At 63.6% G+C, this 20,208-nt stretch carries 20 protein-coding genes; 10 read left to right on the plus strand and 10 right to left on the minus strand.

The genetic code is table 11. The features are described 5' to 3' along the window. Window positions 1–58: 58 nt before the first annotated feature. The gene (locus TSO5_RS24885; protein ID WP_109154143.1) at window positions 59–289 is read right to left on the minus strand and encodes a hypothetical protein; all 231 of its coding nucleotides are present in this window, start codon (window positions 287–289) and stop codon (window positions 59–61) included. A gap of 55 nt (window positions 290–344) precedes the next feature. Here TSO5_RS24885 and TSO5_RS24890 point away from each other — a divergent pair, with 55 nt between their 5' ends. The 4 genes from TSO5_RS24890 to TSO5_RS32360 all read left to right on the plus strand — a co-directional run bounded on the left by TSO5_RS24890 (window position 345) and on the right by TSO5_RS32360 (window position 2,431). Continuing rightward, window positions 345–821 carry a hypothetical protein gene (locus TSO5_RS24890; protein WP_109154144.1) on the plus strand — a complete coding sequence of 159 codons (477 nt, stop codon included), beginning with the start codon at window positions 345–347 and terminating at the stop codon, window positions 819–821. 17 nt (window positions 822–838) lie between these two features. Next, complete coding sequence (locus tag TSO5_RS24895) at window positions 839–1,255, plus strand: hypothetical protein (RefSeq protein ID WP_136706010.1); 417 nt, start codon at window positions 839–841, stop codon at window positions 1,253–1,255. Between the two features lie 102 nt (window positions 1,256–1,357). Continuing rightward, a complete protein-coding gene (locus TSO5_RS24900; protein ID WP_109154146.1) occupies window positions 1,358–1,738 on the plus strand; it encodes a hypothetical protein in 381 nt (126 codons plus the stop codon). A gap of 111 nt (window positions 1,739–1,849) precedes the next feature. After that, complete coding sequence (locus tag TSO5_RS32360; RefSeq protein WP_136706011.1) at window positions 1,850–2,431, plus strand: hypothetical protein; 582 nt, start codon at window positions 1,850–1,852, stop codon at window positions 2,429–2,431. A gap of 332 nt (window positions 2,432–2,763) precedes the next feature. On the opposite strand, the gene TSO5_RS24910 is transcribed toward TSO5_RS32360, so the two are convergent. From TSO5_RS24910 to TSO5_RS24920, 3 genes are read right to left on the minus strand one after another with little or no spacing between them, the layout of a single operon-like run. Then, the gene (locus TSO5_RS24910) at window positions 2,764–5,919 is read right to left on the minus strand and encodes an error-prone DNA polymerase (RefSeq protein ID WP_109154148.1); all 3,156 of its coding nucleotides are present in this window, start codon (window positions 5,917–5,919) and stop codon (window positions 2,764–2,766) included. Beyond that, window positions 5,916–7,400, minus strand: coding sequence for a DNA polymerase Y family protein (locus TSO5_RS24915; RefSeq protein ID WP_343287127.1), 1,485 nt, complete (start codon window positions 7,398–7,400; stop codon window positions 5,916–5,918). The genes TSO5_RS24910 and TSO5_RS24915 overlap by 4 nt, the downstream gene beginning before the upstream one ends. After that, a complete protein-coding gene (locus TSO5_RS24920) occupies window positions 7,378–8,175 on the minus strand; it encodes a damage-inducible protein (RefSeq protein ID WP_109154150.1) in 798 nt (265 codons plus the stop codon). Before TSO5_RS24920 ends, TSO5_RS24915 begins: the two co-directional genes overlap by 23 nt. A gap of 445 nt (window positions 8,176–8,620) precedes the next feature. Here TSO5_RS24920 and TSO5_RS32365 point away from each other — a divergent pair, with 445 nt between their 5' ends. Further along, window positions 8,621–8,917 carry a hypothetical protein gene (locus TSO5_RS32365; protein WP_136706012.1) on the plus strand — a complete coding sequence of 99 codons (297 nt, stop codon included), beginning with the start codon at window positions 8,621–8,623 and terminating at the stop codon, window positions 8,915–8,917. 103 nt (window positions 8,918–9,020) lie between these two features. Here the strand turns inward: TSO5_RS32365 and TSO5_RS32370 are convergent, their stop codons facing one another. Together TSO5_RS32370 and TSO5_RS32375 are read right to left on the minus strand one after the other, a co-directional pair. After that, a complete protein-coding gene (locus tag TSO5_RS32370; protein WP_158282480.1) occupies window positions 9,021–10,145 on the minus strand; it encodes a tyrosine-type recombinase/integrase in 1,125 nt (374 codons plus the stop codon). A 148-nt stretch (window positions 10,146–10,293) separates the two neighbouring features. Continuing rightward, window positions 10,294–10,581 carry a hypothetical protein gene (locus TSO5_RS32375; protein ID WP_136706014.1) on the minus strand — a complete coding sequence of 96 codons (288 nt, stop codon included), beginning with the start codon at window positions 10,579–10,581 and terminating at the stop codon, window positions 10,294–10,296. 39 nt (window positions 10,582–10,620) lie between these two features. Here TSO5_RS32375 and TSO5_RS24935 point away from each other — a divergent pair, with 39 nt between their 5' ends. From TSO5_RS24935 to TSO5_RS24945, 3 genes are read left to right on the plus strand one after another with little or no spacing between them, the layout of a single operon-like run. Beyond that, a complete protein-coding gene (locus TSO5_RS24935; protein ID WP_109154152.1) occupies window positions 10,621–12,291 on the plus strand; it encodes a Mu transposase C-terminal domain-containing protein in 1,671 nt (556 codons plus the stop codon). Further along, complete coding sequence (locus tag TSO5_RS24940) at window positions 12,288–13,214, plus strand: TniB family NTP-binding protein (protein ID WP_199231002.1); 927 nt, start codon at window positions 12,288–12,290, stop codon at window positions 13,212–13,214. The genes TSO5_RS24935 and TSO5_RS24940 overlap by 4 nt, the downstream gene beginning before the upstream one ends. Before the next feature lie 3 nt (window positions 13,215–13,217). After that, a complete protein-coding gene (locus TSO5_RS24945) occupies window positions 13,218–14,549 on the plus strand; it encodes a TniQ family protein (RefSeq protein WP_109154154.1) in 1,332 nt (443 codons plus the stop codon). Between the two features lie 553 nt (window positions 14,550–15,102). Here the strand turns inward: TSO5_RS24945 and TSO5_RS24950 are convergent. The 4 genes from TSO5_RS24950 to TSO5_RS24965 are packed head-to-tail and all read right to left on the minus strand — an operon-like array spanning window position 15,103 to window position 18,233. Beyond that, window positions 15,103–16,518, minus strand: coding sequence for a 4Fe-4S binding protein (locus TSO5_RS24950; RefSeq protein ID WP_109154155.1), 1,416 nt, complete (start codon window positions 16,516–16,518; stop codon window positions 15,103–15,105). After that, the gene (locus TSO5_RS24955) at window positions 16,473–17,306 is read right to left on the minus strand and encodes an FTR1 family protein (protein WP_109154156.1); all 834 of its coding nucleotides are present in this window, start codon (window positions 17,304–17,306) and stop codon (window positions 16,473–16,475) included. The genes TSO5_RS24950 and TSO5_RS24955 overlap by 46 nt, the downstream gene beginning before the upstream one ends. 29 nt (window positions 17,307–17,335) lie before the next feature. Next, window positions 17,336–17,644 carry a cupredoxin domain-containing protein gene (locus tag TSO5_RS24960; protein ID WP_199231003.1) on the minus strand — a complete coding sequence of 103 codons (309 nt, stop codon included), beginning with the start codon at window positions 17,642–17,644 and terminating at the stop codon, window positions 17,336–17,338. 49 nt (window positions 17,645–17,693) lie between these two features. Beyond that, window positions 17,694–18,233, minus strand: a complete 540-nt coding sequence (locus TSO5_RS24965) for an iron transporter (protein ID WP_109154158.1) — start codon at window positions 18,231–18,233, stop codon at window positions 17,694–17,696. A 264-nt stretch (window positions 18,234–18,497) separates the two neighbouring features. Between TSO5_RS24965 and TSO5_RS24970 the strand changes: the two genes are divergently transcribed. Together TSO5_RS24970 and TSO5_RS24975 are read left to right on the plus strand one after the other, a co-directional pair. Further along, window positions 18,498–18,752 (plus strand): hypothetical protein, encoded by a 255-nt coding sequence (locus TSO5_RS24970; protein ID WP_109154159.1) that lies wholly within the window; start codon window positions 18,498–18,500, stop codon window positions 18,750–18,752. Between the two features lie 755 nt (window positions 18,753–19,507). Further along, on the plus strand, window positions 19,508–20,208 hold a 701-nt coding region (locus TSO5_RS24975), incomplete at its 3' end, for a hypothetical protein (RefSeq protein ID WP_199231004.1).

The following is a 20,208-nucleotide window of genomic DNA, read 5'->3' on the forward strand; positions in this document are numbered from 1 at the left end:
CGCGTTCCTACGCTTCCTCGCCCTGGTCAGGCCCAAGCCTCCGGCAGAGGGGGTGAGGTCAACCGAGCCGCCGCTTCCAACTCTCGACGGCTTCCTCGAATGCCGGCTGGGGGCCTCCCGGTCGGACACCGACGCCGGAACCATCGAACAGGCCGCAGCGGACTGGCGCGAACTCCTGCTGTCGCATCTGCGCTTGGGACGGGCTCTGCAGGTGGAGTTGCTGGATGGGCAGGAAGACCACGAGTTCATCGTGCGGCTCATCCAGGCCGCGCCCGGCGTCGCGGCACAACACCTTCTCCGGCTGGGGTACGGGCCGGAACCGTCATCACACCCGAGGTTCAACCATGCTCACGAGCAACTTGATCTGTCCTCAGTGCCGGCGTCCGTACAAGACGGAGGACGGATTGCGCCGGCACCTGGAGGAGCGGCACCGGGCTCTGGTGCTGGACGAGGACATCCCCGAGATCACCGGCCGCAGCTTCATCTTCGAGGATCAGATCTACGATGTTGAGGGCTTGCTGGCGCTGGTGAGCTCCGCACCATCCAAGTTCCCCCCTGAGTTGGTTCCATTGGATCAGGCGCTGCTGACCCATGTCGCCCTCTTCGAGCGCGATGAACGCCGGATCGCCACCATGACACCCGCCGAAGCTGAGGTGCCGATCCTCACCGTTGGTATGGCAGGCGGCACCACGCAGGTCATCGACGGTCTGCATCGCATTCACCGCCGGCACCGCGACGGCAAGAGGGACATAGCGATGGTGTTCGTTCCTCACGCGGTCGCCCAACCCTTCATCCACCCGCGCCCCCGCCGTGGCGCGTGAGCAAAGGAGACCTGTCGTTGTCCAGCTTAAACACCGAGAACGCTATGCGTCCGTTCGAAGACGATCTGGCCGCCCTGCTGGCCGCACTGTCCGGATACGGCAGCTTCGTGCACGAGATGATCGGGGATGCAGGGGAGGGGCTGTGGGCCAACTCCGAGCGCCCTGGCCCCGAGAAGCTGTTCGCCTTCGAGGTTCAAAACGCGGCGGGCGACCGCTGGCTTGCCCTGCTCGTCTGGAAGGATCGCGCCGACGGCGGCATCACCGGCGCCCTGGTGCGTTCCGCAAACGTGCCGATCCAATACGAGGACGAGGAGGTTACGCTTGACCAGTTGGCCGTCCGGCATCGCCTGAGCAAATCGACGAGGCCGCAGTGGGATGACGTCCTCGATCTTGCCGATGAGCTGATCGCGCCGCCGGACGCCAAAACCTCCTGAACGATGACGGATCGGAAAGGCGATGATTTTCGCTGCCTTTCTCCGGCGCGCAGGCGCAGCCTTCTGCCGTATCGTCGTGGCTCGACACTCGGGAGCGCGCCGATGAGGAAATCCCTCGCCAACCCAATCAGCGAAGCCCACGCCCGGGGCCAAGTCACAGCACTCCTCAAGGGCACCTTTCACCGGGAGCGCCCCGCTGATGCCGAGTTGGTCCAGTACCTGTCGGCCGAGATCGCTGGGTCAATCTGGCGCCAGTACGAGATCGGCCCCTTTCAGTGGCAGGCGAAGCATCTGCGCTGGTTTCTGCGCGATGGGACGGCAGAGCTGAGCATTGAGGACCGGCACACGTACTACCTGACCGCAGAGCGGGTGTCCCAGGCACTTGGCAAATGGGAACGGTGGGAAGAGGATCTCGCTTCCGGGCCTTGGGCAATCCCGCCTGCAGCGCTCGTTCAGCCGGCGTTATCCCAGCCTGCTGTATAGAACCCACCCCATCCTCGCTAGACTTGGGCCGCTGAATCCATGCAGCGGCCCGTTTTTTATCGCGTGGCGAAGCTACATCTGGAATAGTGTCGGCCCAATATGCGATGTCGCATGATTAGCGACTATTTCCATAATAGTTCTTATGTGTGTTTTATTTCCACGTTGGAGGTGATGGTGGCATTGCGGCTCTTTGTGTTACCGGCTCTGCTGATCGCATTGAATATTCCTCACGCGCTGGCCGACGGATACGCAAAGGAATATTTGCAGCGTGTGCGCCCAGGAATGTCTGAGGAGAGCGTTCGCAGAGTATTTTCCGAAGTACGGTGTGATGAAGTTAGAGAGCGACTGCATCAAGACCGTGTGAATGGCAAGACACAAGACCGCCTAAATTTAGAATGTGTCGCGCGTAACCTTTATTCCCCTTACAGCGTCGATTTCTCCCCGTTGTCAAAGGGGCGGAAGGCTCAGTCGATCAGGTATATTTGGATAGATGTTAGAGACGAAGATATGATTGCCGCAGAAGTCGCAGAGACCATTGGGCTACCGATGGCAAAAAAAGAATGGCAACATACGTTAGGAAAAACATACCCGTGCTGGTTCTTCGAGAATAAAGCCGTCAGAGCGCCTCTGTGTCATGATAGCGAAGATGAAGGGTATCGGGTATGGCACCTGGGTTACATAGCAAAGCGCTAGACCGGCGAAGCATGATCAAGAACGAGAACTTTGTGTGCATCGATCGACAGACCTAGCTACAGTACAGTCGCATCAGTAACCAACCTATGATGGAGCACTTGATGCGCCTGTTTGGGGTTAAGGGGTTTCCAGAAAGTTCAGAGATCCCCACCGTGGTCTGGCACGTTCGGGCCATGTCGGCCGAGCGCGCAATCCAACTGGTGGAGGGGCTGCCAGACGCTGCTGGCTTGCGCCTCGTGGCTGTCGACACCGGCTGTGGCCTGCCGGTCGAAAGCGTTAGCCAAACCATGCCATGGCCCTGGCCCAACAAAGCAGCCTGAACCTTGGTGACGCTACACCCGTGCAGGCCTGCCGGCAGGCTGCGTCGGCATCTCCTTACTTCCAACCGACCGCAGTAGGTCCGTTTGATCGACCAGTTGCTCCGCGATCAGGTGGATGACCTCGCCCTCGATCTGCACGCGGCCCTTCACCGCCAGCATGCTGGCTCCCAGGATAATGCGGCGCTGCTGCTCGAAGAGCTTCTTCCAAACGATGATGTTGGCGATGCCGGTTTCATCCTCAATCGTCAGGAATAGCACCCCGTTGGCCGATCCCGGCCGCTGCCTGACCAGCACCAGGCCAGACACCGTCACCCTGCGTCCGTCCCGCGCGCGAGGGAGATCGGCGCAGGTGATGCTGCCCTGCCCTCGCAGGTCCTGGCGGAGGAGAGCAACAGGATGACTGCGCAGGCTCAAGCCCGTCATCGTGTAATCCTCCACCACCTCCCTGCCCTCGCTCATGGGCCTGAGGGTGACCTCCGGCTCCACCGCCTCTTGCGCAGCCCCGGCGGCCGCGAAGAGCGGCAGGGCCTCATCCCGGAGCGCCCGGATGGCCCAAGCAGCCTCTCGACGCGTAAGCCCCATACCGGCGAAGCCATCGGCGGCCGCCAGCTGGCGTAGTGCCGCGACCGGCACACCCGCCCGGCGCCACAGGTCCTCAACGTCGCCATAGGGACGATCCTCGCGGGCGGCGACGATCCCGGCGCCGGCGGCGTTGGCCAACCCTCTCACCAGCCGGAGTCCGAGGCGGACGGCCAACCTGCCCTGCCCCACCGGCTCCAGCGTGCAGTCCCAACGTGAAGCGTTGACGTCGACCGGCCGGACCTCGACACCGTGGTCGCGCGCATCCCGAACAATTTGGGCCGGCGCATAGAAGCCCATGGGCTGAGCGTTCAGGAGAGCGCAGGTGAAGACCTCAGGGTGATGGCACTTCATCCAGGAGGAGGCGTAGGCGATCAGCGCAAAGCTCGCTGCGTGGCTTTCCGGGAAACCGTATGACCCGAACCCCTCCAACTGCTTGAAGGTACCCTCGGCGAACTCCCGGCTGTAGCCGCGCGCCACCATGCCGTCGACCAGCTTACTCGAAAATTTGCTGACACCACCTGTGAGCTTGAAGGTGGCCATAGCCCGCCGCAGCTGGTCGGCCTCGCCGGGGGTGAAGCCGGCGCACTCGATAGCCACCCGCATCGCCTGCTCCTGGAAGAGCGGAACGCCAAGCGTCGATCCCAGGACCGCCCTGAGTTCCGGCGTGGGATAGTCCACCGGCTCCAGCCCCTCACGGCGGCGCAGGTAGGGGTGCACCATGTCGCCCTGGATCGGACCGGGCCGGACGATCGCCACCTGGATGACGAGATCGTAGAAGGTCCGCGGCTTGATGCGGGGGAGCATGGCCATCTGGGCCCGGCTTTCGATCTGGAAGACGCCCAGTGTGTCGGCCCGCCGGATCATCGCGTAGGTCGCCGGGTCCTCGGCAGGGATGCCGGCCAAGTCCATGCGGATGCCCTTGTGCTCCTCCAGCAGCTCGAAGGCCCGGCGCATGCAGCCGAGCATCCCCAGCGCCAGGATGTCGACTTTCATGATCCTCAGCGCGTCGATGTCGTCCTTGTCCCATTCGATGACCTGCCGGTCCTCCATCGCCGCGGGTTCAATGGGGACGAGTTCGTCCAGCCGATCCTGCGTGAGAACGAAACCGCCCGGGTGCTGCGACAGGTGCCTGGGCGTGCCCATCAGTTGCTGGGCAAGCTCCAGCGTCAGACGCAGACGCCGGTCTTTGAGGTTCAGGTTCAGCTCCTTCGCGTGCTGCTCCTCGACACCCTCATCCGACCAAGCCCAAATCTGCCCTGCCAGTGCCGCTGTGACGTCTTCGGTGAGCCCGAGCACCTTGCCGACGTCGCGGACGGCACCACGCGCCCTGTACCGGGTGACCACCGCCGTCAGAGCTGCACGGTGGCGGCCGTAAGTCTCGTAGATCCACTGGATGACGATCTCACGGCGGTCGTGCTCGAAATCGACATCAATGTCCGGCGGTTCACGGCGCTCTGCCGATACGAAGCGCTCGAAGAGCAGGTTGTGCTTTTCTGGGTCGATGCTGGTGATGCCGAGCACGTAGCAGACAGCTGAGTTGGCGGCTGACCCCCGGCCCTGGCACAGGATGCCGCGGGAACGGGCAAAGCGAACGATGCTGTGAACGGTCAGGAAATAGGGTGCGTAACCAAGCTGGTCGATCAGCCGCAGTTCATGCCTGAGCACCGCCTGCACCTTCTCAGGGGCACCATTTGGGTAGCGCTGTGCCGCCGCCTCCCAGGTCAGCCGCTCCAGCGACTGCTGCGCCGTCAGCCCCGGAATCACGACCTCCTCCGGGTATTGGTACTGCAACTCGTCCAGCCCGAACCGGCATCGCTCCACGACCTCCAGCGTCCGCGCCACCGCTTCTGGGTGCCGGGCAAAGAGGCGGGCGATTTCTGACGGAGGCTGCAAGAAGCGGTCGGCGTACCGCTCCCGCCGGAACCCAGCGCTGTCGATGGTGCAGCCCTTGCGGATGCAGGTGACGATGTCCTGCATGATGCGCCGTTCCGGCGCGTGATAGAGGACGTCGTTGGTCATCACGGTCGGCACACGGTGGGCCGCGGCCAGTTCTGACAGCAGGTGCAGCCGCAGGACATCGCCCGGTCGCCGGCGGAGCGTCAGGGCCACGTAGCACCGGCCGGGAAAGGTATGGCGCAGCCGCGCCAGTTGCCGGGCGCAGCGGTCGTCCGGTTCATCCGGCACCAGGATGGCCAGCAAGCCCTCGGCCCAATCGGCGACGTCCTCCCAGGACAGATCGCAGGCCCCCTTCCCTGCCCTGCTTTTGCCGAGCGTCAGCAGACGGCAGAGCCGACCGTAGCCCGCCCGGTCCATGGGATACAGCAGCAGGGCCGTACCGTCAGTTAGGTCAAGCCGGCTTCCGATGACCAACCGGACGCCAGTCTGCCGCGCCGCCTCGTGGGCGCGGACGATGCCCGCCAGCGAATGCCGATCGACGATGCCCAGCGCGGGGATTCCCAGCGCCGCCGCCCGCGAGAACAACTCCTCGCAGCTGCTGGCCCCGCGAAGAAAGCTGAAGTGGGTTGTCACCTGGAGCTCGGCGTATGTCGAGCCACCGGGATCCCGCGCCTGTTCGGCCGCGCTCATCCGAACAGCCCGTGGATGAACCATCGCATCGGCCCGGTGTCCGGGGAGCCTTCCCAGGATCGGTAGAGCCAGAAGCGCTCGCCCGTATGGTCCTCGACGGCATAGTAGTCGCGCGCGGCCGCCATCTCGCGGTCACGCCGCCACCATTCGCCATGGATTCGCTCAGGCCCATCCGCTCGCTTGATGAGCCGGCGCACGCCGCGCCAGGTGAAAGCCATCGGCGGGTGATCAGGCATCAGGGCCATCGTCTCGATCGGCTCCGGTGGCGTCAGCAGGCGTCCCGGCCGCGGCCACTTGGAGGGCCAACCGGCTGGTACCGGCGGCGCCAGGGCGGGGATGCGCGTGACCGACCGCTCCGGTACGTCGCTCTCCACCGGTGCGCACCGGAAAACCCGGTCGTGGCCGATCCGGTTGCCCAACACATCAACCAGCCCTGCAATGGTGGCCACCTCGTCGAACGTCCCGGGATCGGTCTCCCCGGCCACCAGCCGGCCGACCTCCTCAGCCGACAATGGCTCCGCAAGCGTCGCGGTCAGAATGGCGATCTCGATGCCGAAGCCCGGATCGACGCTGTCGATGCGCTCAACAAGCAGGCGGGTGAGGTGTGGAGCTGCGCGCACCGGCTTCGCCGTGCCGACGCGGATAGCCTGCATTGTGCCGTCCACGCGGTGCCAGAGCAGGTCCAGCGTCCTGGCGCCCAGCCCATGCTGTTCCAACTGCCCACAGAGGTCCTGCACCAGCGCCGCGATGACGGCCTGGAGTGCCTCAGCCGTGCTGATAGGTTCGACCAGGCTGCGTCGTGCCTGGACAGTCTCGACCGGTACGACAGGCATGATCGGTTCGGCAACGCGGCCGAAGACCTGATCCAGCCGCCGGCCGGGCAATGTGCCGAAACGATGGGCCAGAGGCGCACGCGGCGTTGCCTCCAGATCGCCGATGGTCTCGAAGCCCAGGCGTCGGAGTTCGACGGTCATCTCAGACCCCAGCCGGAGGGCGGCCACCGGCAACGCGGACACCACCTCCAGCCCATCGTCGATCACAGACACTGGCCGATGGCCGAAGCGAGCGAGCGCATTGGCGGCGCCGGGCGTGCCGGCGATTGCAGCTCGCGCGGTGACGCCCATCGCGGCAAGGCGGCGGATCAGATCGTCGAGCAACGGGCGCTCGCCACCCAGCAGGTGGCTGGCACCGGTGATGTCGATCCACAGGCCATCTGGCGGGTCCACGGCCACCATTGGGCTGTAGCGCAGCGCCCACAAGGCCAGCCTGTGCAAGCCCTCGGCATCGGAGTCAGGATCGGCGTCGGCAACCGTCAGGTCGGGCACCATCGCCCGCGCGTGCGCGAGTGGAATGCCCCGGCGTAGGCCGAGCCGATGCGCGGCGACGTCCACCGCGGTGATGACGCGCTGCGCGCCGGTCGAAGCGACGACGAAGGGCTTGTCGGCCGGCTCGTCGGCCTCAAGTGCCGAACCGGAGCCCAACCGCTCGCGCTGTCCCTTCGATGAGCGTGCCCTGACGCGAAGCCGATCCGTCGGCCAAGTGGGCAGGTAGACCGAGACGACCCTCTTCATCGCAGCCCTCAATGTCCCACTCACCTGCCACGCCCCCACGGCACCGCACCAGTTCCACCCGCCATCGCCTGCGGCCTATCCCTGGCGCTGGCAGTGGGCTGGACGGCAGGGCTGAGACCCGCCAACGGGTGACGGCAGCCGTCGGCTGGCCGATCTCGGCGGAAGCGGCGGCCGGGCTGCGCCATCGGCGCAGGATGATGGCTGTGACGCCGGAGTGCTCGGCGGCGATTTGCATGCGCCTGGACGCCACCATGGGGAGCTTGGCCAGTTCACCGACCACGGCCGTGAGCCCGCGGTGGCGCAGCCCTTCCTCCACCAGCAGAGGCAGCGTCTTTTCATCCGGCGCCTCGGCATAAATGACCCGGTTTGGATCCAGCCCGACTTGGCAGAGCGCCGGGGCGTACAGGTCCGACGCCCGCAGGCACCAGAGCACCGGCCCGGTCATTCTGGCCAGGATGCCCGCGGCGAACAGGGTGGCCGCCGCGGCGTGGATCACGCCCAGGTCACCTCCCTCGGCCACCTCGTGGACGGCCCCCAACGCCAGCCCGCCACCTGGCAGCCGACCGTCGACCTCGCTGATGCCGAAGGGCAGCACGCGCACCGTGCGCCGTCCGCCAATCTCCAGCTGATGGATGCGGTTGCGCAGGTCTTGTAGGGCGATGCTTGGGCGCGGCTCAGGATGCATGTCTCTTGAGACAGAGAGAGAAGGATTATGTTCCCTTTTTGTTCTCCAAAAACAGGAGCACTGTCAAGCTTTGGTTTTTGGCCTTCGGCTTCAGGTTGCCAGACGCTACCCATCACGCTAAAGCGCGGCGCTATGTCGCACAGCATATGTCCTTGTCGAGGAAGTATGTGATGGGGTTTGCGGCGTGCACGATGTGTCGGCCCCAATTTGGCAAAATGATAAGACGAGATAGCAAATGAACTTTCTAGCGTCGGTCTGCGGCAACAGTGTCGGGAGCGGCATCCTCGCGAACTTGCTGACTTATCTGCTCAGTGCCCTGTCAGTCCCCCTGTTAGGCATGCTGCTGGCTTGGTGGAGGGGCCGCAGCGGAAGCACTTCGAATACCACTTCGCCCACGGTTCCGGCTCCGACTCCAGCCGTGACGTGGCCTCTTTTGGGCTCGTTCATGCTCTATGTGTTCGGGCTGGCCATTCTCATGGTAGGGCTGCCGGAAATCGGCATGGGCGGCGAGCAGTGGATAAACCTGTTCGTCGCCACGATCGTCGTAAACCCGCTGTTCCTGGTGGTATCGGTATCTCTGCCCCGGATAGGATCATGGACGCGCCGCCTGCTGGGCAACACCAAGGCAGACAATGTCGCGGGTGGCCTTGTCCTGAACTGGCTTGGGAACGTATTTACCATCGCCGCTGGCGCTGTTGCGCTTTCGATCATCCTGGGCATTGCTAAGATCTTCAACGTCTAACGGCGCTGTTTACCCCACTTCTCGATTGTATCAAGGGCCCTTCGATTAGCCCACGCGTTGGGATCAGGTTCGCCTTAGCAGACACTAAGCGTACCTGATTCCCTTAACCACTTTCAGCCTCATCGTCGGAGGTTTCGGAATTTCCACGCCCCTGCTTCTCCGCCAGCTGCGCCATCGCGCCGGCGCCGGCGGCGATGCGCTCACCGTAACGGGCGGGCATGGTGGGGGAGGTCCAGTCGCCGGCCTGTTGGATAGCGGGCAGGCCGAACCCGGCGGCCACCAGGTCCTGGGCAGCGCCAACCCGCAGGCTGTGGCCTGACACCGCCCCCTCCCCCGGCACGCCGGTGCCCTCCAGCCCCACAGCCTTGGCTCGCGCTTTGAAGATCTCGCCGACCCGCTTGCCAGGGTCCGGCCCCGACACCGCCAAGGGTCCCAGCACAACGTCCGTCCCGCGGGTTAGCCGGTCGGTGCCGATCTGCAGCCACAGGACAGCGCGACAACATTCCAAACGGGACTGCCTGCGCTCCAGCTTCTCACGCCGGGCGGTGTCCCCGCGGCTGCAGCGGCGCACCAGTTGCTCTCCCTCTGCCAGGGCCTCGTCGAGCAAACTGGTGCGCAGACGCAGCCACCGCTGCAGCAGGGTCATAGTGTCGGGGCCCAACCAGCACCAGCGGCCCTGCCCGCCTTGGTCAGTCTTCGACCGGGACACGAACAGCCGGCCGCTGCCGTCGCGTTCAGCCTGGACATCGGCGACCGTCAGCCGCACCAGCTCGGCCCGGCGGCGCAACGTGTCGTAGCCGACGGCGATCAGCGCCGCATCACGCACCGCCTGTGGCCCCTCTTCACGATTGAGCGCCCCGAGAATCTCCTGCACGTCCTCGCGGCGCAGCCCGACCGCCTGGGCAGGGCGCCGCCCGAGGCGGCCAGCGAACCCTTTCATCTCCAGCCGCACCAGCCGGTCCTTGCAAGGGTCCGGCAGGCCGGCAGCCTCATGAAGAGTTGCGATGGTGGACTTCCGCCTTGCCACCGTTCCGTAGGCGGCCGGCTGCCCGTCGCGGCCGCCGTTCTTGGAGAGTGCCGTCAGGTAGGCGATCACCGTCTCCGGCCCCGCAGGAACCGCAACGCGGCCGTTGAGTCCGCACCAGCGGATGTAATGGCGGGCATCAGCCCACAGGGCGCGAACGGTGTTGGCGGGCGCGTTGCGCTGAAGCGCCCGCCACCAGGGCACCAAGCGTCGTGCGATTGCGAGAGCGATCGGCGCGTGCGGCAGGATCACGCCGTCGAGGGCGAGAGCGCGATCAAGAGGATTGTCGTCTCTGGACCCGGTTACGACGGGAAGGAGCGGCTGGGAGGTCATGGATCAGGCGGTCAGAGGTTTAGGGACGGTTGCCGACAGCTCCGGACTTTTCGCATGAACTGGCAGCATTTTGCATGAACCGGCTTACGGAACGGTGGACGGGGGAGGCTGTTGAGATGCGATCTGGATTTCCGTTGGTCCTCATCCAGTAAAGGTTATTTCGCTGGCCGGCACCGGCTTTTCGCACCAACTGCCTTGTCGATTTTCCGGGATCGCTGGACTCAGATTCAAGCAGTTTCAAATCGCCCGCGTTTCCCAGGATCGGTGGAAAATAAACCAGGATCACCGGATTGATGTCCAGGATCACCGGACAATCTCGATACAGAACGTCGTCACGGTGGCGGTTATGCCGCAGAGCAAACCCGATCATCAATCGGCCACTGACGAAGAGTGGCACGAGGCGGAGCGCCGAGAGCGCGTCGTCCGGCCGCTGGCAGAGCGCGAGCGTTTGACGCGGGCGGAGGTCGCCGATGCCGCTGCCATATTGGGGCTTAAGCGGAGCCGCATCTATGCGCTCGTGGCGCTCTATCGCGAGAAGCCGGTGACAAGTACCCTGATTCCACCGAAGCCGGGTCCAGCCCGAGGGTTCCGTTGCCTGGAGCCGGAGATCGAGAGCGTCATCGAAGCGGCAATCCGCGATTATTACATGACACGCCAGCATCCCACGGTGGCCGGGTTGCGGCGGCACATCGAGCACGAATGCAAGGCGCGGGGCCTTTCGACGCCATCGGTGAAGGCTTTGCGTGTCCGCATTGATTGGCAGGGCCGGAAAGCTCTGGTGAAGGCGCGGGAGGGACCGAAAGCAGCCCGTGACCAGTTCCGTCCCGTCTTCGGGGAGTATGTATCGGGTCACGCTCTCCAGGTCGTCCAGATCGACCATACTCGCGTCGATGTCATGGTCGTCGACGAGATGTACCGACTGCCCCTTGGACGCCCTTGGCTGACGTTGATGATCGACGTCGCAAGCCGGATGGTCGTGGGATTCTATCTGACTCTGGAGGCTCCATCGGCGACCTCCGTCGCCATGGCCATGCGGCACGCCGTGCTACCGAAGGCGGATTGGCTGGCGGAACGCGGGGTGGCGGCTCCTTGGCCGGTCGCAGGGCTTCCGGAAACCGTGCACATGGACAACGGTAAGGACTTCCATTCGAAGGCTCTGGAGCGCGGCTGTCGGGAGTACGGCATCGAGCAACAGTATCGGCCTCCGGCGACCCCGCATTTCGGGGGCCACATCGAGCGGTTGATCGGGACAATGATGGGCGCCGTCCATCTGCTGCCGGGAACCACCTTCTCGAACATCGACGAGAAGGGCGACTACGACCCGGAGAAGACGGCGGTTATGACGCTGCCGGAGTTGGAGGCGTGGCTCGCCATTCAAATCGTGGGCGTCTACCACGCCAGCATTCACAGCGCTCTTCAGCTTCCGCCGATGACGGCGTGGGAGGACGCCGTTGCCCAGCGGCCCACCCCGGTGCGTCATCCGGCCGACCCGGAGCGGTTCCTGTTCGATTTCCTGCCGTTCGAGAAGCGGAAGGTGACGCGGGAGGGCATCCGGATCTTCAACATCCACTACTGGGACAGCATTCTGAGCGTATGGGCCGGACAATCGGACTCCCGGATGCCGGTCAAATATGACCCACGCGACTTGTCGCGGGTGTTTCTCCAAGCTCCCGATGGAAAGCACTGGCCGATCCGCTACCGCGATCTGCGCCGGCCGCGCATTACACGCTGGGAGCACCTGGAGGCGATGCGGGTGCTGCGGGAACGGGGACGCCGGTCGGTCGACGAGGCCATGATCTTCGATGCGATCGAGGCCCAACGCATGCTGGTCGCCGAGGCTGCGGCACGAACCAAAGCCGCCCGACAAACGGTGCAGCGTACCGCCTATGCACTTGCCGGGTCTGAGGCGGCGAGCGCAACCCCAGAGCGGAGGGAGCCTTCACCACCCTCGCCCATTGACGACGGCCCGCCGACCGATCAGCCCCTGATGCCCTACGATGTGGAGGAATGGTCATGAGCGAGGTCTTCGAGCACCTCCATCCGGCCTATCGCGAATACGCGTGCTTGGCCGACCATGAACGCATCGAATGGATCCGGGCCGACCGCTGGATCAACCATCGGAGGGCAGAAGCGGCGCTCGGCAAGCTCGAAGACCTGCTCACCTACCCGAAGCGGGACCGCATGCCGTGCCTGCTGCTGTTCGGCGATGTCGGCATGGGCAAGACCAAGATCATCCGCAAGTTCGTGCGGGACCATCCGGCGGTCTTCAACGAGGGAACGGGGGTGACGACGATGCCGGTGGTCGCATTCCAGATGCCGACGCAGCCGGACGAGGGGGATTTCTACGACGAACTGCTGACCGCTCTCGGCGTGCCGCAACGGCGAGCGGGAACGGTGCGTGGCGCCCGCAACCTGTGTCGGCGTCTGTTGGGCGAGATGAACGCTCGGGTGCTGGTCATCGACGAGGTGCATGCCATGCTGGCCGGCACCTACCGTCAACAGCGGATTTTCCTGAACACGCTGCGATTCCTGACCAATGATCTGCGCATCCCCTTGGTCTGCGCCGGCACCGACGAGGCTCGGATGGCGTTGCTGACCGATCAGCAGCTTGCCGACCGGTTCGACGCGCTTGAGTTGGCGCATTGGCGAGACGATCAGGCATTCCGCGACCTGCTCGCCAGCCTCGCGGCAATTCTGCCGTTGCGGCAACGGTCGTCCCTTGGCAGCGCCTCCGTCAGCCGGCGCGTGCTGTCGATGACGGATGGCATCACGGTGCGTGTCTTCCGGCTGATCGAAACCGTGGCGATCGCTGCGATCCGGAGCGGCCGGGAGATGATTGATGAAGAGAGTTTCACCGCCGAGGATCTCGTGCTTCCGCTGGTTTCCATGACCGTCAAGGCGCAACGCGGCATGGGACGGAAGTCTTCGGTGGCGGTGTAGGCGATGACACTGGGATCAGTCCTGGCCCAAACGGTGCTGCCGCTCGCCCCCCGGCCGATGGAAGACGAGCTGCTGTCGTCGTGGCTGTCGCGGGTCGCTTGCCGATATGACCTCGACGGCGGTGCCTTGCGGGGGCTTCTAACCACACCGGGTGACGATGCGGAAACCATGCCGACTATGAACGGTCTGGATTACCGGCCGGCTCACCAGGAAATTGCTGCACTTGCCTCGGCAGCCCGGCTTCCCGTCGACCGTCTTTCGACCCTTGCTTTGAAGACGGCCAACCCGACTTGGCCGCGCCATTGGTTCGCCTGGGACTGGGGTGTTCTGGATCCGACCAACGGAACCGAGCGCTATGCGGATGCTCTGGCTCCAGGGTGGTGCGATCTCTGCCTGAGCGAAGATCACGCCGCCGGCCGGCATGCTTACCTGCGTCGTCATTGGGCGTATGCGGCGGTTGGCTTTTGTCACCGACACCGTCTGCCGCTGCGCCATCTCTGTCCATTCTGTCAAACGGCCAGCACCCTCCGATTTGTACCGTCCGATGGCGGAACCCGACTGTGTTGTGGAGCCTGCGATCGTCCGCTTGATGAGTATGCGACGGCAGGTCCAAAGGATGGCGCCGCCAGTACGTCTGCCGACAACACTCCGACCAGCCGCGCGTGGAGTGTGGTCATGGCCTTCGAGACGGACCTTTGTCGGGCGCTGAGCCGCCGGACGCCCAGGGCTCGATGGATGGGGCGGTCGCGTCCAGCAGCGTTCATCGCAGCGACCGAAGACTTGATTGTCGCGCTGACGGCGGGCCAGAGCGCCTACCCTCGCGAGCATGCGATCAATGCATTCGACAGCGACGCTTTTCCATCGCCTGGGAAGTTCAAACCAAGAAACGACCTGCGATACTGGGCATGCTGCGTGCCGATGGCGCGGCGACGAAGCCTGCTGGCCGCTGTGGTGGCCCTTCTGCTGGATGAAGAAACCAGCGCTCTGGTGTCGGAGCCCCGCTTTGGATCGTATCGGTGGGTCGCCTCCTTGGATTGGCTCTTCTGCTGGCTCGGAGAGGACCAACGGGCTTGGCTGGTTGCCCAGAGCGCGAAGTGGCCGGAGCTTCTGCGACAGCGATTGGAAACGATTGCTGGCGAAGCGTCTGTAAGGCGGTCTGCCCACCATGGCCGGAAAGCCTCCGTTCAGCGCAAGAAGGCGGGGGGCTCAGGTGCGGGCAAGCCGTTTCCGGAAGAGACACCGGACCCTCCACCATCCACGCTGCGGATAATTGGGTTGCAGGATGCCGCTCATTACCGGCGTCTGGCGGAAGCGATCCTTTCGAGCCCCGAGTGATTGGCTGTGCGCCATGCCCCGCCAGCGGTGCGGAGACGCACGTTGCAACGGTTGTCGGAGGCTGCCCTGGCTGCCTACCGCATAGCCCATCGACATACTGGTTCCCCATAAGCGTGCTGGCTTCCGGTGATCCCGCGCTCGTGGAGCTCCCATTGCGCACACTCTGCGTGCCGACCACCATGCTCAAGCCCCAAGGGCCCGTCTCGCGCCGTAGACTGGTCATCGAGGAGGCCGGGGGTTCGTTCTCATGGCGACCAGCCCTCTGGGTGACTCGCGGTCATGGACCGCTACTCCAACCTGAGCAAATTCCAACAGCTGCACGACGAACGCCTCTAAGTTCTGCCTTGGGTGATGCGCCTGACGGCGACCCTGGTGTTGAAACGGATTCTTCAAAACCGGTAACTTCTGATCGAGACCAAGCGATTGGTCTTTCGGCGCGGGTGGTCGGGACCATAAGAAGTTGAATATGATCCCTCCTTCAGTAGATTCTAAATTTCTGATCGTGAAGACCTCTTCATGAAGCGTGGAAACATCATTTCGGACTGCCGCCCGCTCATAAGGTCCAGAAGAGCGTCCCCCAATTCACTGCAGCGAGAATGCACAGGATCGTCATCATGCCCGTAGCAAGCAGCCGGCGGGATGGGGAGGTCGCATGAAGCTCAACGATTCTGGCCGACAGCCAAGCGGACCACACGGTGGCGCCGGCCAGGAGGACGGCCCGCAGCGGGTCGATGAAACCGAGATAGAACCCATTGGTACGCAGCAGCATCACCGTTGTCATCGAAAGCCCAAGAATGACGCCGATGGCAGAAACCGGGATCAGGGCCTGGGCAAGATGGTGGAAGCAAACGGACGACCATCCGCCGGCGATGCGGGTTGCGAGCACGAGGCCGCCCGCGAAGATGAGGCCGGCGAACAGCGCCTCCGCGCCGATGAAGGCCAACAGCGTGATGCCATCGAGCACGCTCATAACGTCGTTGTTTGCAGGGTAATTGGTCAGAATCCACCAGGGCATCACCATATCGAGCAGGCGATCGGCCCCAAGCGACAGCAGCGTTTCGGCGAACCACATCTTCAGGTCGATGAACAGGCTGCTTCCCGTCCAACGAAAGGCGCCTCCGGCGACACCCAGAAGACCGATCAGGATCAGCGCCGTCTCCCAGGGTTTGGCCTCACGGCCGGCGACGTGAACGATCTCATGGCTGAAGGGGCGGTGGTCGAGTGCAATGGCGTCGCGGAAGCCGCTGCATCGCCCGCACATGTGGCATTGCGCATTGCCGTCCAGCGTGCGCAGCGGCACCAGCGGTGCGCAATTGACGACGGTACGATGGCTGTCAGCAGGCTTCCGCCAACGCCCCCAAGCGTCGCGATCGACCCGATAGTGAACCGGCGCCAGCTTCGAAACTAGAGCGAACACCCCATTAACCGGACAGAGATGGCGGCACCAGACGCGCTTGTTGCGTCCCCAGATCAGAGCGACGGCGATAGCGGCGGCGGTCGAACCGCCGAGGATCACCAGGACGGCAGCCGGATACTGGTAAACGGAGATCATTTGGCCGTAGATGGTTGTGCCGAGAAAACCGACGAAGGGCCACCCCTTCCAAGTGACCCAGCGCGGCACGGCGCGACCCAGCGACCAAGTGGCGGCCTGTTCGGACAGCGCCCCCTCCGGACAGAGGACGCCGCACCACAGCCGACCGAACAGGATCATCGACAACAGCACGCCCGGCCACCAAATCCCCCAAAACACGAATTGGGCGAAGATGGTGATGTGGGACCAGATGCGGTCGACGTTCGTCGGCAACGGCAGCAGCGTGGGAACGATGATCAGGACGGCATAGATGACGATCACCGTCCACTGCACTCCCATGATCAGCCGCCGCGACCGGGCCATCCAATCACCCAGGTCGGACAGCGCCCGTTTCAGGCCGCTACGGTGCGTTGCCGACGGGGTCGTGCAATCAGCCATAGCACAAAGCTCCAATAAGCAAGGAAGGCGAGAAGCTCCGTCAGGATCGGACGGGCGCGATATCCGGTGAGACCAGCCACCAAGCCGCCGAGGGATCCGCCGTCGGACAGAAGCCACGAGCTGTCCCAAAGCCGGCGCGAAAGCGCAGGCAGAACATCGAGATCGATCAAACCATCGACGCCGGAGACGAGCAGTGCGCAGGCCAGAAGTAGGAGCATCGACTCGGTGACGCGGAAGAACACCTTCCAAGACAGGCGACGACTGCCGAGTTGAAGTAGGGCATAGGTGGCGAATGCGGCGAGGAGACCGAGACCTCCCGCACCGGTGGCAGGCAGACGCCCATCCCCGAGATCGGCGGAAAGGATGCCGTAAAGAAAGACCACCGCCTCCGAGCCCTCGCGAGTCAATGCGATGAGAGCCAGGGTGAAGACGCCCCACCAATTTTCGGTGGTCACCGCCTCTCCCAGCGCACCTTCGAGGTCCCGCTTCATGGTGCGACCGTGGCGTCGCATCCACACCACCATCTGTAGGATCAGGCTGGCCGCGACCAGAACCATGACGGTGCGAAAAATTCCGATAGCGGTGTCGGAAAGGACATCCGCCAGAGCGACGAAGGTCCCACCGAGCGCCCCAGCGACGACGAGGCCGGCGAGGGCACCCGACCACAGAAAGACACGGGCACGGCGAGCCTCCGGCGCATTGACCGCGAGCCAGGCGTTGAGGATGCCGACGACGAGAAGCGCCTCGACGCTTTCCCGCCACACCACGAAGATCACATTTCCATACATGTGCCGCCCGCCTTTCGTTGCGTGGCCCGTCACTTGGCGATCAGCACCGCAGGCGGCGCGTCGGGATGAAAGTCGTCGAAGAACGGGTATTCGCCGGGATCGAGCCCCTTGATCACCATGTCCGTGGTCACCCCCGGAGCGATGACCTTCTCCTTACGCAAAGGCAGGCTCTCGAATTCGGCCGGCGTCTTGCCGGTGTTGACGAGTTGCAGCTCGATCCGCGTGTCGGCGGGGACGTCGATGCGCAGGGGCGTCATCTTGCCGTCCTCGAAGACGATCCTGAAGACGGGATCGCCTGCGTACGCCTGCCCGGAAAGTCCGGAAACGGCCCCGACCAAGATCGGAGCCACACAAAACAGGCGACAGGACCAGCTTGAGACAATGGCATTAGTAGCCACCTTTTTTACCCGTACCGGCATAGACGAAGTCATATTTTGCTTCGAACGGTTTGAACCAGGGAGCGACACCAGTCTCTTTGTCCACGTGGCGACCAAAATGGACATGCTGGTTCGCCGACGGCGGAGAAATCCTGAGGATCAGCTGATACCTGCCATTGCCCGCCATCCTGACGTTGTCGCCATAGTGCGGGCCGTCGTTGGCGACCATCGGCATGAAGGGACCCTTGGCCACCTCCGCACCGTCCTTCGTCAACGTGTATTCGACGACCAGATCGGGCACCCAGTCGCCTTTGGCGAAGCCGTTCTTGTTGTCTTTGGTGGCCTTGATGTCGGCCTCCAGATGGACGTCGCTGTCGGCTGCTAGCCGCATCATGCCGGCTGGTTCCATCTCGATGGGCTGCAGATAGACAGCCGCGACATCGAGCCCCTCTTGCGTCTGCGGCTTACCCACAGGGTATTCTTTCGCCGCAACGGAAAATGCCGTTCCCGTGAGGAGGATCGAAGCCAGCACTGTGATTCTAAGCATCATGTGGATACACCCCGTTGGATTTGTGATTGCAAATCATCCGCATTCGCGGCGGTGGGTCAACGGGGATATCGCGACATTGGGAAAATGTATAGTACGACATGGTGTCGCAGTAAGAAGCCGCCCAGTACGTCGTTCTCCCTGGTGGCAACGCTGTGGTGAGACCGATGTCCGCTCCCGGTTTCAACGTTCCACGGACCAGGAACTGTGACCGGTCGGGCTCTGTTGGGATGGATGCCGCCTGTTTCTGGTGAGGGACACCACCTGATGAGGATCGGCCTTCTGGAAGCGGAGGTCCTTCCCATGGAACCCACGATCATCGGCCTCGATTTTGCCAAGATGGAGTTCCAACTTCATGGTGTGGACGAGCGCGGCAACATTGTGTTCACCAAGCGGCTGCACCGCGGTGGAGTGCTGACGTTCTTTGCCAGCTTGGCGGCCTGGGTGATCGGCATGGAAGCATGCGCTCGCGGGCATCGCCGTGCGCGTGAAATCAGCAAGCTCGGGTATAGGGCCACTTGATGCCGATGTAGTCGGTCAAGCCCTTCGTCAAGCGTTACAAGAACGACTGGGCAGACGCTCCGGCAATCTGCGCGGCCGTTCAGCGCCCCACCATGCGCTTCGTATCGATCAAAAGCGAGAACCAGCAGAGCACACTGGTCATCCATTGCGCCGGCATCACCGCTGGTCTCCGTGAATGGCGATCAGGACGGCATTGGTCTCACTGCGCCGGCGGGCGAACATGTGGACGTTGCCATGGCTCGCGCCCTTGATTAGCTCCAGTTCGATGAGCCGCCGCTCAGTTCGCCAGCGGGCAGCGTCGGGGCGATCGCTCCCTTATCCAGGCCGGCCACCTCGGCCCGAACGCCCTTGCGCAAGCTGCCAAGCGGCTGCCGGAGCAACACTGATCCTCGCATCGTCGACACGATCCTCCAGATAATCCCGCAAATAGTAAGTCCGTCCCTCCCGTCTTTGATGGTTCGTGTTGGTGCGGACTGTGGAGCGGTAGCATCCTTAAAATGCAAATGATCTGAAATAGAAAAACCTAAGCCTGCACCTCCTTCGGCCAGACATTGGGATTTTGCATGATTTCTGTGGGCTTCCGGTAAGGAAAAGAGACGCCACCAAGCTCTGTTTTTTCGGGAGGCGTATGATCCGGCGGCACCCACTTCCGACATTGGGATTTTTCAACATCGGGTCCACCGCCGACGAACCTTGCCGACCCTAGGCTTCTTCCGAGCCGCGAATTCACCGCGAACATGCGAAGGAGCCATCCAATGCACGCGACACACGACGCACGGGCGTCCGGCGCCGGTATGCTGAACAAAGTGCCGGAGGTCACGCTCATCTTCTGGATCATCAAGATCATGTCCACCACGGTGGGTGAAACCGGGGCCGACTATCTGGCCGTCCATGTCGGCCTGGGGACCGGCCTGACCGGTGCGATCATGGCCATGCTGCTGGGCGGCGCGCTGCTGCTGCAATTGCGGGCGCAGGCCTATGTGCCCTGGATCTATTGGTTGACCGTCGTGCTGGTCAGCGTTGTCGGGACCCAGATCACGGATGCGCTGACGGACGGCCTGAATGTCAGCCTCTACGTCAGCACCACGGTGTTCGCGGTGGCCCTGGCGGCGATTTTCGCCACTTGGTATGCGGCCGAACGGACGCTGTCGATCCACACCATCGTCACCAGCCGTCGCGAGGTGTTCTACTGGACAGCGATCCTCTTCACTTTCGCTCTGGGCACGGCGGCCGGCGATCTTGCGACCGAGGCGCTCCAACTCGGTTTCCAGCTCGGCGTGCTCGTTTTCGGCGGGCTGATCGCGCTGGTCACGCTCGCCTACTACCGCGGCGCCAACCCGATCCTGACCTTTTGGATCGCTTATGTGCTGACCCGACCGCTTGGCGCATCGCTGGGCGATTTCCTGTCGCAGGCCCAGCAGTACGGTGGTCTGGGTCTCGGCACGATCATGACCAG

Source organism: Azospirillum sp. TSO5 (genome assembly GCF_003116065.1).
GTDB lineage: Bacteria > Pseudomonadota > Alphaproteobacteria > Azospirillales > Azospirillaceae > Azospirillum.